Source organism: Tessaracoccus sp. OH4464_COT-324 (assembly GCF_003932855.1).
In the GTDB taxonomy this organism is placed as follows: domain Bacteria; phylum Actinomycetota; class Actinomycetes; order Propionibacteriales; family Propionibacteriaceae; genus Arachnia.
Genome location: NZ_RQYZ01000021.1, coordinates 25,390 through 38,384 on the forward strand (window position 1 = coordinate 25,390; position 12,995 = coordinate 38,384).

Annotated in this window: 16 protein-coding genes; 6 read left to right on the forward strand and 10 right to left on the reverse strand. The window is 65.0% G+C overall.

Annotation, left to right across the window (positions count from 1 at the left end; genetic code table 11):
• Window positions 1–41: 41 nt before the first annotated feature.
• Window positions 42–1,493, forward strand: a complete 1,452-nt coding sequence (locus tag EII42_RS10175) for a GuaB1 family IMP dehydrogenase-related protein (RefSeq protein WP_255416260.1) — start codon at window positions 42–44, stop codon at window positions 1,491–1,493.
• Window positions 1,494–1,667: 174 nt separating this feature from the next.
• Here the strand turns inward: EII42_RS10175 and EII42_RS10180 are convergent, their stop codons facing one another.
• The 7 genes from EII42_RS10180 to EII42_RS10210 all read right to left on the reverse strand — a co-directional run bounded on the left by EII42_RS10180 (window position 1,668) and on the right by EII42_RS10210 (window position 7,106).
• Window positions 1,668–2,066: a cytochrome c oxidase subunit 4 gene (locus EII42_RS10180; RefSeq protein WP_125172013.1), complete on the reverse strand. Its 399-nt coding sequence runs from the start codon at window positions 2,064–2,066 to the stop codon at window positions 1,668–1,670.
• Entirely contained in the window at window positions 2,066–3,757 is a 1,692-nt protein-coding gene (gene ctaD / locus EII42_RS10185; RefSeq protein ID WP_125172014.1) for a cytochrome c oxidase subunit I, read from the reverse strand. The genes EII42_RS10180 and ctaD overlap by 1 nt, the downstream gene beginning before the upstream one ends.
• A gap of 3 nt (window positions 3,758–3,760) precedes the next feature.
• Complete coding sequence (gene coxB, locus EII42_RS10190) at window positions 3,761–4,561, reverse strand: cytochrome c oxidase subunit II (RefSeq protein WP_370318120.1); 801 nt, start codon at window positions 4,559–4,561, stop codon at window positions 3,761–3,763.
• Window positions 4,562–4,750: 189 nt separating this feature from the next.
• A complete protein-coding gene (locus EII42_RS10195; RefSeq protein WP_125172015.1) occupies window positions 4,751–5,101 on the reverse strand; it encodes an iron-sulfur cluster assembly accessory protein in 351 nt (116 codons plus the stop codon).
• A 72-nt stretch (window positions 5,102–5,173) separates the two neighbouring features.
• Window positions 5,174–5,968 (reverse strand): glycerate kinase, encoded by a 795-nt coding sequence (locus EII42_RS10200; protein WP_158676481.1) that lies wholly within the window; start codon window positions 5,966–5,968, stop codon window positions 5,174–5,176.
• Window positions 5,965–6,279: a hypothetical protein gene (locus EII42_RS10205; protein WP_125172017.1), complete on the reverse strand. Its 315-nt coding sequence runs from the start codon at window positions 6,277–6,279 to the stop codon at window positions 5,965–5,967. Before EII42_RS10205 ends, EII42_RS10200 begins: the two co-directional genes overlap by 4 nt.
• Window positions 6,279–7,106, reverse strand: coding sequence for a PspA/IM30 family protein (locus tag EII42_RS10210; RefSeq protein ID WP_125172018.1), 828 nt, complete (start codon window positions 7,104–7,106; stop codon window positions 6,279–6,281). The genes EII42_RS10205 and EII42_RS10210 overlap by 1 nt, the downstream gene beginning before the upstream one ends.
• A gap of 127 nt (window positions 7,107–7,233) precedes the next feature.
• On the opposite strand from EII42_RS10210, the gene EII42_RS10215 reads away from it, so the two are divergent.
• Entirely contained in the window at window positions 7,234–7,848 is a 615-nt protein-coding gene (locus EII42_RS10215; RefSeq protein ID WP_125172019.1) for a DUF3043 domain-containing protein, read from the forward strand.
• On the forward strand, window positions 7,848–8,045 hold the full coding sequence (locus EII42_RS10220) for a hypothetical protein (protein ID WP_125172020.1): 198 nt from the start codon (window positions 7,848–7,850) through the stop codon (window positions 8,043–8,045). The genes EII42_RS10215 and EII42_RS10220 overlap by 1 nt, the downstream gene beginning before the upstream one ends.
• On the opposite strand, the gene EII42_RS10225 is transcribed toward EII42_RS10220, so the two are convergent.
• A complete protein-coding gene (locus EII42_RS10225) occupies window positions 7,995–8,315 on the reverse strand; it encodes a hypothetical protein (protein WP_125172021.1) in 321 nt (106 codons plus the stop codon). The genes EII42_RS10220 and EII42_RS10225 overlap by 51 nt on opposite strands.
• A gap of 37 nt (window positions 8,316–8,352) precedes the next feature.
• Here EII42_RS10225 and EII42_RS10230 point away from each other — a divergent pair, with 37 nt between their 5' ends.
• The gene (locus EII42_RS10230) at window positions 8,353–9,837 is read left to right on the forward strand and encodes a leucyl aminopeptidase (protein ID WP_125172022.1); all 1,485 of its coding nucleotides are present in this window, start codon (window positions 8,353–8,355) and stop codon (window positions 9,835–9,837) included.
• Between the two features lie 23 nt (window positions 9,838–9,860).
• On the opposite strand, the gene EII42_RS10235 is transcribed toward EII42_RS10230, so the two are convergent.
• Window positions 9,861–11,066 (reverse strand): AGE family epimerase/isomerase, encoded by a 1,206-nt coding sequence (locus EII42_RS10235; protein ID WP_125172023.1) that lies wholly within the window; start codon window positions 11,064–11,066, stop codon window positions 9,861–9,863.
• Window positions 11,063–11,389 (reverse strand): hypothetical protein, encoded by a 327-nt coding sequence (locus EII42_RS10240; protein WP_233558364.1) that lies wholly within the window; start codon window positions 11,387–11,389, stop codon window positions 11,063–11,065. Before EII42_RS10240 ends, EII42_RS10235 begins: the two co-directional genes overlap by 4 nt.
• 48 nt (window positions 11,390–11,437) lie before the next feature.
• On the opposite strand from EII42_RS10240, the gene EII42_RS10245 reads away from it, so the two are divergent.
• Together EII42_RS10245 and EII42_RS10250 are read left to right on the forward strand one after the other, a co-directional pair.
• On the forward strand, window positions 11,438–12,817 hold the full coding sequence (locus tag EII42_RS10245) for an FAD-dependent oxidoreductase (RefSeq protein ID WP_125172024.1): 1,380 nt from the start codon (window positions 11,438–11,440) through the stop codon (window positions 12,815–12,817).
• Window positions 12,818–12,868: 51 nt separating this feature from the next.
• On the forward strand, window positions 12,869–12,995 hold a 127-nt coding region (locus EII42_RS10250; protein WP_305000353.1), incomplete at its 3' end, for a biotin/lipoyl-containing protein.

The window sequence follows — 12,995 nt, forward strand, 5'->3', positions numbered from 1 at the left end:
GTCCGCCCCTATTTTTTGTTCGCGACTGCCATACTGGACGAGTGCGATTCTTAACTCCCCCAACCTACGATCTGACGTATTCCGACGTCTTCATGGTCCCAGTCCGCTCCGACGTGGGCTCCAGACTGGACGTGGACCTGACCTCCACGGACGGGTTGGCCACGCCGACGCCGTTGGTGGCTGCGAACATGACCGCAGTTTCCGGCCGACGGATGGCCGAGACCATGGCCAGGCGCGGCGGATTGGCGGTGTTCCCCCAAGACATCCCGATAGAAGTGGTGGCGGCCTCCATCGCCAAGGTCAAGGCAGCGCACCCGATCTTTGACACTCCGGTTACGGTCACCCCGGATACCACCCTGGGGGAGACGCTGGGGCTCATTCCCAAGCGCGCACATTCTGTGGCCGTGGTGGTCGAAGACGGCCGGTTGGCGGGAATCGTCCGCCCATCGGACGCGGAGGGCATGGACAGGTTCGCGCAAGCCAAGGATGTGATGCTCACCGATCTGACTCTCGTCTCACCTGATAGCCCACCGGAGGAGGTCTTCGATCTGCTCACCGCGTCTCGGCAGCCACTGGCCATCGCGGTCAACGACGGGCTACTGGTGGGGGTGATGACCGCCAAGGGAGCCCTGCGTTCCACTCTCTACTCCCCCGCCCTTGATGATTCCGGGAAGCTGCGGGCAGGCGTCGCTGTCGGCATCAACGGCGACATCCGAGCCAAGACTTCCGCCGCGCTACGCGCGGGCGCGGATGTCCTAGTGCTGGATACCGCGCATGGCCACCAGGATCGCATGGTGCTGGCCTTGAATATCGCTCGAGACGCTCGCGACAAGTACGCCCTCGAAACGGGACGGCAGATTCCCATCGTTGCCGGCAACGTCGTAACTCCCGACGGCGTACGTGACCTGGCGGCGGCCGGCGCCGACATTCTGAAGGTTGGAGTTGGCCCCGGAGCCATGTGCACAACCCGGATGCAGACCGGCGTGGGCAGGCCACAGTTCTCGGCGGTATTCGACTGCGCCGCCGCCGCCCGGGACGTGGGCAAGTCGGTGTGGGCCGACGGAGGCGTGCGGCACCCCCGCGACGTCGCCCTAGCGCTCGCCGCCGGAGCGGGCTCCGTGATGATCGGCTCGTGGTTTGCGGGCACCTTCGAATCCACGGGTGACCTGTTGAGCGATCCGAGCGGCAGGTCGTACAAGGAATCATTCGGCATGGCTTCGGCCCGTGCAGTGCGCAACCGCACCAGGGATCAGTCTGCATTCAGTCGTGCCCGCGCGGCGCTGTTTGAGGAGGGCATCTCCAGCTCCCGGATGTACCTGGACCCGGCGCGACCGAGCGTCGAGGATCTGCTGGATTGGATCACCTCGGGCGTGCGCTCCTCATGCACCTACGCCGGGGCGCGAAACCTGGCCGAATTCGCCGAACGCGCCGTCGTCGGCATCCAATCCGGGTCGGGCTTCGACGAGGGCCGACCGTTGGCGCAGAGCTGGTAGTGCGGCCCACGCTCCGCTGAGCCCAGCCTGGACATCGAACCTCTTGGCCCGCGTGGACGCCGCGCGCCCCACTCCCTGCTTCGACACGAGAAGAGCAGACGAAAATCATCCCTCGAAAACCACAGCTGGGGCGCCCCGCACATGGCAGGGCGCCCCAGCTATATCGTCTCAGGCTCAGTGCCGGTAATCCCCTCGGTAGAACTCGAGGATCCAGCCGGACACGGCCCAGATTCCCAGCCCAAAACCGATCATGGAGATCCACCACTGCTCGAACGAGGGGCCGAGCAGAATCACCGAGATGACCAGAGCGCACCAGAAAGGCCAGATCGACTTCGGCGGAAAGAACCCGTAGGGGCCGGCGGCCTCCTCGATGGTCGCATCCAAGCGGTCTTCCGGGCGCGCGTCGAAGTGCTTAGCTTCGTACTGCAGGAAACTGGCGATCATCACACCCAGAACAAAGGTGAAGGCCAACGCGACAGTCCCGATCACCTCCCCGGACATGAACCAGTAGACGGGGGTGACCACGAGGAAGAAGGCTCCGATGAACCAGAACACCAAGGCTTCGGTTTTCATTACTTGCCCTCCTCGATTTCGTTGCTGTCGTCGCCGTCGAGCAGTTCGCCGGGATCGACGTCATGCTCGTCCTCTGCCAGCTCCGGATGCGCTGCGTCAAGCGCCGGGTTGAGCGAGCGCACGCGCGGCAGCGAGGCGAAGTTGTGTCGCGGGGGCGGGCAGGAGGTGGCCCACTCGAGCGAGCGTCCCCAGCCCCAGGGGTCGTTGACCTCGACCTTGGGCGCCTTGCGGGTGATCCACACATTCCAGAAGAAGGGCAGCATGGATACGCCCAGCATGAACGCGCCGAACGTGGAAATCTGGTTCAGCAGCGTGAATCCTTCCCACGAGCCATAGTCCGCGTATCGGCGAGGAAGGCCGGCGACGCCCAACCAGTGCTGAACGAGGAACGTGATGTGGAAGCCAATGAAGATCAGCCAGAAGTGCACTTTGCCCCAACGCTCGTCCAGCAGCTTCCCGGTGAATTTCGGCCACCAGTAATAGAAGCCGGCGAAGGTGGCGAAAACCACAGTACCGAACAGCACGTAGTGGAAGTGCGCCACGACGAAGTAGGTGTCAGAAACCTGGAAGTCCAGCGGAGGCGAGGCCAGGATGATGCCGGTCAGGCCACCGAACAGGAAGGTGACCAGGAAGCCGATAGCGAAGGTCATCGACGTGTTGAATGTCAGCGATCCCCGCCAGATGGTTCCGATCCAGTTGAAGAACTTCACGCCCGTCGGGATGGCGATCATGAAGGTCATGAACGAGAAGAACGCGAGGTCAACCGCGCCGGTGACGAACATGTGGTGTGCCCACACCGAGACCGAGAGCGCCCCGATCGACAGCGTCGCGAACACCAGGCCGTAGTAGCCGAACACCGGCTTGCGGCTGAAGGTGGAGAGCACCTCGGTGATGATGCCGAAGAACGGCAGCGCGATGACGTAGACCTCGGGGTGGCCGAAGAACCAGAAGAGGTGCTGGTAGAGCATCGCACCGCCGGAGGCGGCGTCGAATATGTGCGAGCCCAGGACCCGATCGGATCCCAGCACGAGCAGAGCCGCACCCAGCACCGGGAAGACGATGATCACCATCATCGAGGTGACCAGGATGTTCCAACTGAAGATCGGCATCCGGAACATGGTCATGCCCGGGGCGCGCATGCAGATGATGGTGGTGATGAAGTTCACGGCACCCAGGATCGACGATAGGCCGAGCAGGTAGAGACCCATCACCCACAGATTTGACCCAAACCCGGGCGAGTGCAGCGTCGTGGACAGCGGGGGGTAAGCGAACCAACCGAAGCTAGCCGCCCCACCGGGGCTGAGGAAGCCGCCACAGGCCATCAGCGATCCCAGGATGTAAAGCCAGAACGCGAAGGCGTTCATCCTCGGGAAGGCGACATCCGGTGCACCGAGTTGCAGCGGCAGCATCGCATTGGCGAAGCCCGCGAACATCGGAGTTGCGAACATCAGCAGCATGATGGTGCCGTGCATGGTGAAGAACTGGTTAAACGTCTCGTGGTTCATGAACATCATGCCGGGGCTGGCTAGCTCGGCTCGGATGCCGAGAGCAAGCACTCCTCCGAAGATGAAGAAGACCATCGAGGAGAAGAAGTACATGTTGCCCAGCACCTTGTGGTCGGTGGTGGTCAGGTACTTCATGAAATTCAGGCCCAACTTGTGCTGTGCCGCGTCAGCAGTGACTGCACTCATTGATCAGCCCTCCTTCTTGGTGGTGTCGGGCAGAACATGCTTCGTGGTCTGCGGCATCGCGATGTGCCCGGTCTGGCCGTCAGCCGCCAGTTCCTTGACGTGCTTGTGGAACTCGGCTTCCTCGACGACGTGCACCTTGAACAGCATCGCGGAGTGGAACTCCCCGCAAAGTTCGGCGCACTTGCCGTCGTAGACACCAACCTTGTTCGGCGTCACTTGGAAGGAGTTCGGATGCCCCGGGATGACGTCGAGTTTGAAGTAGAATGCGGGAACCCAGAACGAGTGGATGACGTCGGCCGAGTCCAGGTTGAATTTGACGGTTTTGTTGACCGGCAAGTACAGGTCAGGGATCTTTTCGAGAGTGCCCCGGTTGTGTGCGTCCACGCCGATCCCCGGAATCTCCTCGCCGTGGTAGTTGAACGTCCAGGACCACTTCTGCCCGATGACGTCCACGACGAGGTCGGGCTCAGCTTCCATGTCGAGCACCGCCTCCGAGGCCCGCATGGTGTACAGGAAAAGAACTCCGATGATCAGGAACGGTACAAGCGTGTACAACAGTTCCAGGGGCAGGTGGTACTTGGTCTGGCGGGGGGCCTCCTTGTCCCCTTCCCTGCGACGGTAACGGAACACTGCCCACAGGATCAGCGCCCAGACGATCACGCCCACGACCAACGCGGCGACCCAGAAACCGAACCAGAGGTCGCCAATGTAGGGAGCCTGCTCCGATGCCGGCTCCGGGAGGCCGAACCGCGCCCATTGCCCAGAACAGCCCGTCAATCCAACAAGCGACAACGCGCTTGCCAGAGCGAGTGTCCCTCGGCGGCTCTTTGGCTGAGGATTACTTCTCACCACTCGTTGCCTTCCAACTCTCCTTGTGCATGAAACCCACGCACGCACAGCACTGCACAAGTCACCTTAACGTAAAACAGCACCCCCGGGTGAAACTCGCCAAGCAAGGGGTGCTATTTCTACGCGAAGGGTGGGAAGGACAGGTCAGTGGAAAGAGTCCCCGCAGGCGCAGGAACCCTGAGCGTTGGGGTTGTCGATGGAGAAGCCTTGCTGGGAGATGGTGTCGACGAAGTCGATGGAGGCCCCGGTCAGGTAGGGCGCGCTGAGTTTGTCGGTCACCACTCGGACGCCGTCGTAGTCGGTCACGACATCATCATCAAGGTCACGGTCATCGAAATAGAGCTGGTAGCGCAGCCCCGAGCAGCCACCCGGCTGAACGGCGATGCGCAGGGACAGATCATCGCGCCCCTCCGCGTCGAGCAACGCGCGCACCTTGGTAACAGCGGCGTCGGTAAGGGTCACACCCGGCAGGGCCGTCGACTGGGTCTCGGTCACACTAACTCCATACTTCTGATAGAACGGTCGCCGCCAAGTCTACGTAAAATGCCCAAGTGGACTCAACGCAGCTCAAAAGCGCCAGGAGCGAGCGACTCGACGCGCGAGTTCAGCCAAGTCTGCGACGTCCGCCACCCCGCCTGAGGAGTGGAACACCGGATAGGCAGCCTCGATGCCCGCCAACCGAAGCTCCCGGGCGGAAATGAAGCACCGCTCGGCGACAACGATCACCGGAACCAGAAACTCCGTCGCAACTTCGACCACCCGCGCGACGAGTGGTCCGCCCCGCAGGTGGAAATCCAGTTCGTTGGTGCCCACCACCACCAGGTCCGCTTCGCCGGCACCACGTCGAAAACCGGACGCGGCGATCTCATACGGCAGGCTCTCCGCCAACCGCACCCCCGCCGCGATGAGCAGCGCGCCCAGGCCATTCACGGCACCCGCACCGGGGCCATCAGCGAGGCCGTTCTCGGCCAACCAGTTCACCGCAGCAGCATCGGCAGCGAGCCCTCCCGCCAAACCCTCACCCAGGGTCCGCGAGTTGCGCACAGCCGCGCCCTTGAGCCCGGTCAGTTCAAGCTCGCTCTCGCCGTCCGCAACGATCGCAGTCCAGTCGGAGCGTTCCAACACTCGACGCGCCGCCCGCGCCGCGCTCGGCTGGAAAGTACACCCGCGTAGATCAATGATCGCCTCACCGCGGCCAAGAACCTCCGCGAGCTGGCCCAGGTCGCGGGGCGTAGGGTGCGATGGGGCCAGGTCCACGACGGCGACGCTCGCCCCCGCCTGGCGGAAGGCGGAGGCAAGCGTCGCAGACACGAGGCCCGGGGAGACCGAACCGATCGCCCCGGACGTGATCAATACTCTCAACCCTCTTCGGTCGCCGCAGGCGCGTCTGGGATGAGACCGAACTGCTCGGAGTTCGCTTCCAGGATGACCTTGACCTCCTCCAAGGAGGAACTCGGGTCGGGAAGTACCATGTCGGATTCGACGATCACTTCGTCGGGCACCTCGGTGCCCAACTCGCGAATCCCGTCATAGAGCTTCACCAAGGCGGCGCGCATTCTTTCCTCGTCGCCAGCTTCCACCGCGGCTTCGAGCTCCACGTCGATGGCATTCAACGCTTCAAGGTGTTCAAGCTCCAGCACCCACTGGCCTTCGCCAAGGACTCGGACAATCATCACTGCTCCTGGTAGGGGTTGGGGGCAGGCTGTGGCTGAGCAGGCTGGGCCTGCTGCTGCGGCTGCACCACCTGGGCCTCCGGCAGGGGATGGGTGGGCGCGGTGATCGCCGCCGGCTGGCTTGTCGGGCCGCCGGTGAGCTGCGCTTTCATGGCCTGCAACTCGTTCTCAATGCCGGCTTCGATAGCCAGATTGTCAAGCTCCCGGGTCACGTCGTTGAGTCCGCTGGAGTCCTCCAGCGCCCCCGAAGCGATCAGCTCGTCGACGGCGTCGGCGCGAGACTGGAGCTGCAGCGTCTTGTCCTCGGCCCGCTGGATCGCCAGACCGATGTTGTTCATCTCCTCGGAGATGCCGGTGAAAGCCTCGTTGATCCGAGTCTGCGCCTCGGCTGCTGAGTAGGTGGCTTTGATGGTCTCCTTGCGGGTGCGGAAGGCATCAACCTTGGCCTGCAGGCGCGTGCTGGCGCGGACCAGTTTCTCCTCCTCGCCCTGCAACTGCGCATGCTGGGCCTGGAGATCCGCCAACTGCTGCTGCATCCCGGCCTTTCGGCTGAGCGCCTCGCGGGCAAGGTCCTCGCGATTGGACTGGATAGCGCGCTGGGCGGCGCTGGTGAGACGGTCGATTTCCTGGTTCAGTTTGTTGGCCTGCAGTTCCACACGCTTGCGGCTGGTGGCGACGTCGGCCACCCCCCTGCGCACGTTCTGCAGCAACTCCAACTGCTTCTGGTACGAGTAGTCGAGGGTTTCACGGGGGTCCTCATACTTGTCTAGGGCCTTGTTCGCCTTCGAGCGAAAAACCATCATGACGCGTTCAAAAATGCCTGCCACAGTCAATCCTTCCGGTGCGGGTGTGCACTAACAAAGGTACATGGTGGAGGAACCAAGACGGTTCACACCTCTCAAACCCGGTAGACTGCGGAACGCCTGAACCGTTGCCGAGCTTGTGAGGAAAGCTGTGGGACTCTTCCGCCCCTATGAGCGCACTGAGAAGTCTGAGCGCGCCGACACGAAGATCGTCGGCCGCACGAGCGAGGAGCCCGAGTTGGCCGACGCGCCCCAGCAGACCGCGTCCGCGAAACAGCGCGGAGCGAAGAAGGGCCCGACCCCAACCCGCCGAGAGGCGGAGGCCGCCCGCATGGCACGACTGCACCCGAACCTGACGCCCAAGGAACTGCGCAAACAGCAACGAGAGCGTAAGTACAAGGCGCGCGTCGAGGCCTGGGAGAGAGTTGAACGCAGTCCGGAGCAGGTGCTGATGCGCGACTTCGTTGACGCGCGCTGGACCATAACCGAGTTCCTCTTCCCAGTGTTCATCCTGGTCTTGGCGGCGACTTTCGTGACGGTCGGCAACCCGACGGCAACCCTCTACGTGAGCCTCGCGCTCTACACGATCTTCCTGATGTCCATCATCAACATCTGGCTGATGTGGCGGTCCTTCAAGCGGTTGCTGGCCGATCGCCTGCCAAAGGCCTCCAGGCGAGGACTGCTCATGGCGATGATCAACCGTGCCATGATGATCCGCCGCTTCCGACGCCCAGCACCACGGATCCGAAGGGGAGACGATTTCTGATGTACCGTTGGCAGACAGAACCCGACATCACCGATGCCCTCGACGAGGCGGGGCTCAACCCTGTGTTCCCCAGCCAAGCGGAAGCCGAGGCCTGGCTGGGCGAGTTCTATGGAGACATTGCCGACCTCGGGGCCTCCACGGTTCAGCTAGTCGAGGACAGCCGCGTGGTCCTCGGCCCCATGTCCCTGCTTCCCTGACCTGACCAGCAGCCAGACACCAAAACCGGCGGCGAGCGCCCCCACACCCATCACGAACGGCAGCTGAGTGCGCGCGGTGGTGACCCGCTCGTCGTAGGTCTGGACCCGACTGGTCTCCACCTCGGTCAGCGACGAGTAATGGCAGGTGTCCCCCGGAGCCATCGCGACGCCCCGGCACTGCGGAGCCGGGTCGGCGTAGCTCATCCCCGCCCAGGTCACCAGGCCGAGCGCCGCAATGATGAAGGCCCAAAGCACAATTCGCTGTCGCATAGGCGACAAGCTACCTCAGTCTGGATAGGGTGAAACAATGCACAACCTAACTTTGGATCTCTCGAAGGCCGTTCCCCGCGACGCAGACATGGTCATCGTCGGCCTGACCACCGTCGGGGACGTGACCTCCCTGGTTGGCGGTACGCAGGAACTCGATCAGGCCTACTTGGACACCTACTCCACGGCCCTGGGCGACCTGGCGCTGGCCATGGACGCCAGCGCCGAGGCGGAGAAGGTCGTCATCCTGCCCCCCGCGAAGGGAACTCGCGTGGCCGTGGTGGGCCTCGGCGAGCCCGACGTGTCCCCCGCCGTCCTGCGGCGCGCCGTCGGCACGGCGCTGCGCACGATCGCCGCCCTGCCCGGCGTGGGGAGCCTCCACGTCGCGGTCTCGCTGGAGCTGGCGGACCCGGAGCTGCTGCAGGCCGCCGTCGAGGGGGCCGCGCTCGGCGCCTACCGGGTGAGGAAGGTCACCGGCGAGTCCAAGCCAGAGCCGGTCGCGAAGCTGAGCTTCGTCGGCAAGTCCGATCTGAAAGACGCCATGTGTGTCACCAGGGCCACCGTGCGGGCCGTTTACCGCGCCCGGGACTGGTCCAACACCCCGCCCAACCTGCTCTTCCCCGCGAGCTTCGCCGAAGAGGCCAAGGCCTACCTGAAGGAGGAACGCATCAGCGTCGAGGTCCTCGACGAGCGGGCCTTGGACAAGGGCGGCTACGGCGGCATCCTCGCCGTGGGCGGCGGATCCGCCCACGCGCCGCGGCTGGTGCGGATGGCCTACGCGCCGCGCGGCGCGAAGTTCCACCTGGCGCTGGTGGGCAAGGGCATCACCTTCGACTCCGGCGGCCTGGACATCAAACCCCCGGACTCGATGCTGGGGATGGAGTACGACATGTCCGGCGCCGCCGTCGTGATCTCCGCGATCCGCGCGATCGCCGAGCTGGGCCTCAAGGTTGCGGTCACCGCCTACGCGTCGATGGCCGAGAACATGCCCTCCGGCACCTCCTACCGGCCCGGCGATGTGCTCACCATGTACGACGGGCAGACGGTCGAGAACTACAACACCGACGCCGAGGGCCGCCTCGTCATGGCCGACGCCATCGCCCGAGCCGGCCAGGACCGCCCGGACATGATCGTCGACGTCGCCACCCTCACCGGCGCCTGCATGGTGGCTCTGGGCACCCGCATCTCCGGCCTCATGGCCAGCGACGACGAGGCCGCCGACCGGGTGTTGGACGCCGCCGAGGCGGCTGGTGAGGCGTTCTGGCACCTCCCGATCACCGACGAGATTCGGGACGAATTGAAATCCACGATCGCCGACTTCCGCTCCGGGGGTAAGAGCCGCTGGGGTGGGGCGCTCGTCGCCGGCGCCTTCCTGCAGAAGTTCGTGCCCGACGGCGTGGCGTGGGCGCACCTGGATATCGCGGGCACTGCGGACACCAAGGAAGCACACGGCTACACGGTTGCCGGCGGCACCGGGGTGGCGGTGCGCACGCTGGTTGCGCTGGCGCAGCAGGCCGCCGGCTAGCTCCGGCTGAAGCGCGGGCTCGCTCAGCGAGCCAGTTGAGCAGCCAGCCCGACGTCGAGGGGCAGTTGCGCGTACAGAGTCGCCTGCAGCACGTGGTACAGGTCCGGTTTGCCGTCCCAGGTGCGCACGGTGGGGCGCAACTCGTCGTCCAGCTCCGAGTGCCACGATCCCTGCTCGTGGTCCATCAGATGTTTCCAGGCAAACAGCCAGAAGCGCTCGTACCACTCGGTGTACCGCTGCTCCCCGGTGGCCAGGCTCAGCATGTGGGCAGCCCCGATGGCCTCGGTCACGGGCCAGAAGAAGCGAGCAGAGATCACCGGACGCCCTGCGAAGTCCACGGTGTAGTAGAAACCCCCGTTGTCGGCCCACGCGTCGGCGAGGGCGCCGTCGAACAGCTGCCGGGCTGCGGGCACCAGCCAGTCCACTTCCGGCCGCAGCCCCCGAATCTGGCAGCACAGCTTGGCCCATTCGAGCCAATGTCCCGGGGTTGATCCGTAGGGCCGGAACGGGTGCGCAGGATCGTCACGGTTGTACTCCGGCTGAGGACGCCAGTCCTCGTCGAAGTGTTCCACGAGCCGATGCCCGGGTTCCCCGAGCAGCTGGTCTCGGGCGAAGCGCTGCGCTAGCTGGAGCGCCCGGTCAAGCAACAGACGTTGCCCGGTGGCCTCGTGGGCAGCGAGGAAGGCCTCTGTCAGGTGCATGTTCGCATTCAGTCCCCGATACGGATCGGCGACGGCGAAGGCCTCGTCAAAGCAGTCGATACCCGCGGCATCGCCCGGGAGCCAGAAGTGGCGCTCCACCAGTTCCAGGGCCTCGTCGAGCAGATCCTCCCCGCCGTCGATCCCCGCCTGCCGGGCGCTCGAACCGGCAAGGATCACGTGCGCCAGCCCGTAGAGCTCCTTGCGACTGTCAGCATCCGCCCCGACGGCCGCGAACCAGCCGCCGTGGCGTTGATCCCGACCGTCCGACAGAAGGTGGGCCACCCCGTGTTCGGCAACCTCCTGCGCACCTGGCCGTCCCAGCAGCGCAGCCAGCGAGAAACAGTGCACCATGCGGGCCGCTATCCAGAGTCCTTTGGGTTCGGCCGGTTTCGGCCGGCCCGCAGTGTCCAACCAGAAATAGCCGCCTGCGGGGTCCACGACGGCCGACTGATAAAAGTCGAGCAACTGGTTTCGGTAGTCTTCCAGCCAGGCATGATGGGCGTCAGTTCCCCAGGAGAACCGGCTCATCGTCCGTTGCTCCGCGCCTCTTTGCCGTACTCGCGCATGCGCTGGGGGTACGGGACCACTCCCGCGTCATAGCAGGGCAAGTCGTATTCCTCGGCGAAGGCGTAGCCGTATTCTTCGCTGGGGATCGCCCGACGCGTCGACTCCCCGTCGAAAGCCACCAGCAGGAGGGAGGCCCTGTTGAAGTTCGTCGGTTTCTCCACCCAGGCCTCGACACCGCGCCGCGTTTTGACGAACCCTGCCAGGTGATCGTAGGAGGCTACCTGGAGCGCGTCTTGCGCCTTGCGTTCCTCGACCCGTTTCTTGCGTCTACCAAACCAACCCACGCGGCAATTATTGCGCACCGTCGACCAGAGCATGATTCACTGTGAGCCATGACTGACCTGATCGTGCTCGGTGCGGGTTCCGCCGGCTACTCCGCAACTCTACGGGCCACCCAGTTGGGGCTCGACGTGATGCTAGTGGAGCCTGGTGAACTCGGCGGAACCTGCCTCAACCGCGGCTGCATTCCGACGAAGGCCTGGTTGCATTCGGCGCACGTGAACCGGGTGGTGGCCTCCGCGGCTGCCTTCGGAATTACCGCTGCCGCTCAGGCTCCCGACGCCTCGGCCATCTCGGCGCACGCCGGGCGCATCGTCGCCCAGCTGCGCACCGGGCTCAGCCAACTCCTGAAGACAAGCGGGGCTCGGCTGGTCTCCGGTCGCGGGCGGCTGGTGGCTGCCGGCGCCGTGGAGGTGAACGGTAGGCTCTTCGAGGCCGGAGCGGTGCTCGTCGCCACCGGCGCCCGCCCTATCACCCTGGGGTTGGCCGTTGATGGACAGCGCATCCTCACCAGCGAGCATGCTCTCCAGCTTGAGCGCCTCCCCCACAGCGCAATCATCGTCGGTGGCGGCGTGATCGGCGTCGAGTTCGCCTCGATGTGGGCGGACCTCGGAGTCGAGGTGACACTGCTGGAGGCCGCCGGCTCGCTGCTGCCTGGCACCGACGTCGACCTCCGCAGAGTGCTCACCCGTGGGTTGACGGCGCGTGGCGTGCGGGTTCGAACCGGGCAGCGGCTCGGCGCGGTCTGGGAGGCGCCCGGCAAGGTCGAGGTCGAGGTAGGAGACGAGCGACTGAGTGCCGAGGTCTTGCTGGTGGCCGTGGGCCGGGAGCCCGCAACCGATGCTCTGGGGCTGGCCGAGGCGGGGGTCCGACTGGATCGCGGCTACGTCCAGGTGGATGCCGAGCTGTGCTCCAGCGTTCCCGGCGTCTACGCGGGTGGCGACGTGGTGTCGGGCCCCCAGCTCGCGCACCGCGGCTACGCGCACGGCCAGTTCATCGCTGAGCTCCTCGCCTGGCGGCTGGGCAAGCTCCCGACGCGGCCTAGGCTGGTGCCGGACGCCCAGATTCCGGCTGTTGTCTATTCGAGCCCGCAGGTGGCGACGGTCGGCGCCCGGCTGGATCAGGCCGGCCCCGGTGCCCGTGAGACCGTCTACCATTTGGCGGGCAACGCCAAGTCGCTGATCGCCCGGCCGGGCGGGGAACGGGAGACGGGCCTGGTGAAGGTGGTGACGGATGCTGCCGGGGTGGTGGTGGGCGTGCACGTGGTGGGTGAGAATGTCGCAGAACTCATCACGCCGGCCGCAATGCACGTAGGCTGGAGGGCAGAACCGGCCGATGTTGCAGGGGTGGTGCACCCGCATCCGACGGTGAGCGAGTCGCTCGCGGAGGCGATCCTCGGCTCTGCGGGCAGAGCATTGCACATGCGCGCCTGAACAGGGATAGGCTGGGTTCACCAAGCGGTAAGCAAAGGAGCATCAAGAATCATGTCAACCGAAGTAACCCTTCCGGCGTTGGGCGAATCGGTCACCGAGGGCACGATCTCGCGCTGGCTGAAGGCCGTCGGAGACACCGTCGAAGTGGACGAGCCGTTGCTGGAAGTCTCCACCGACA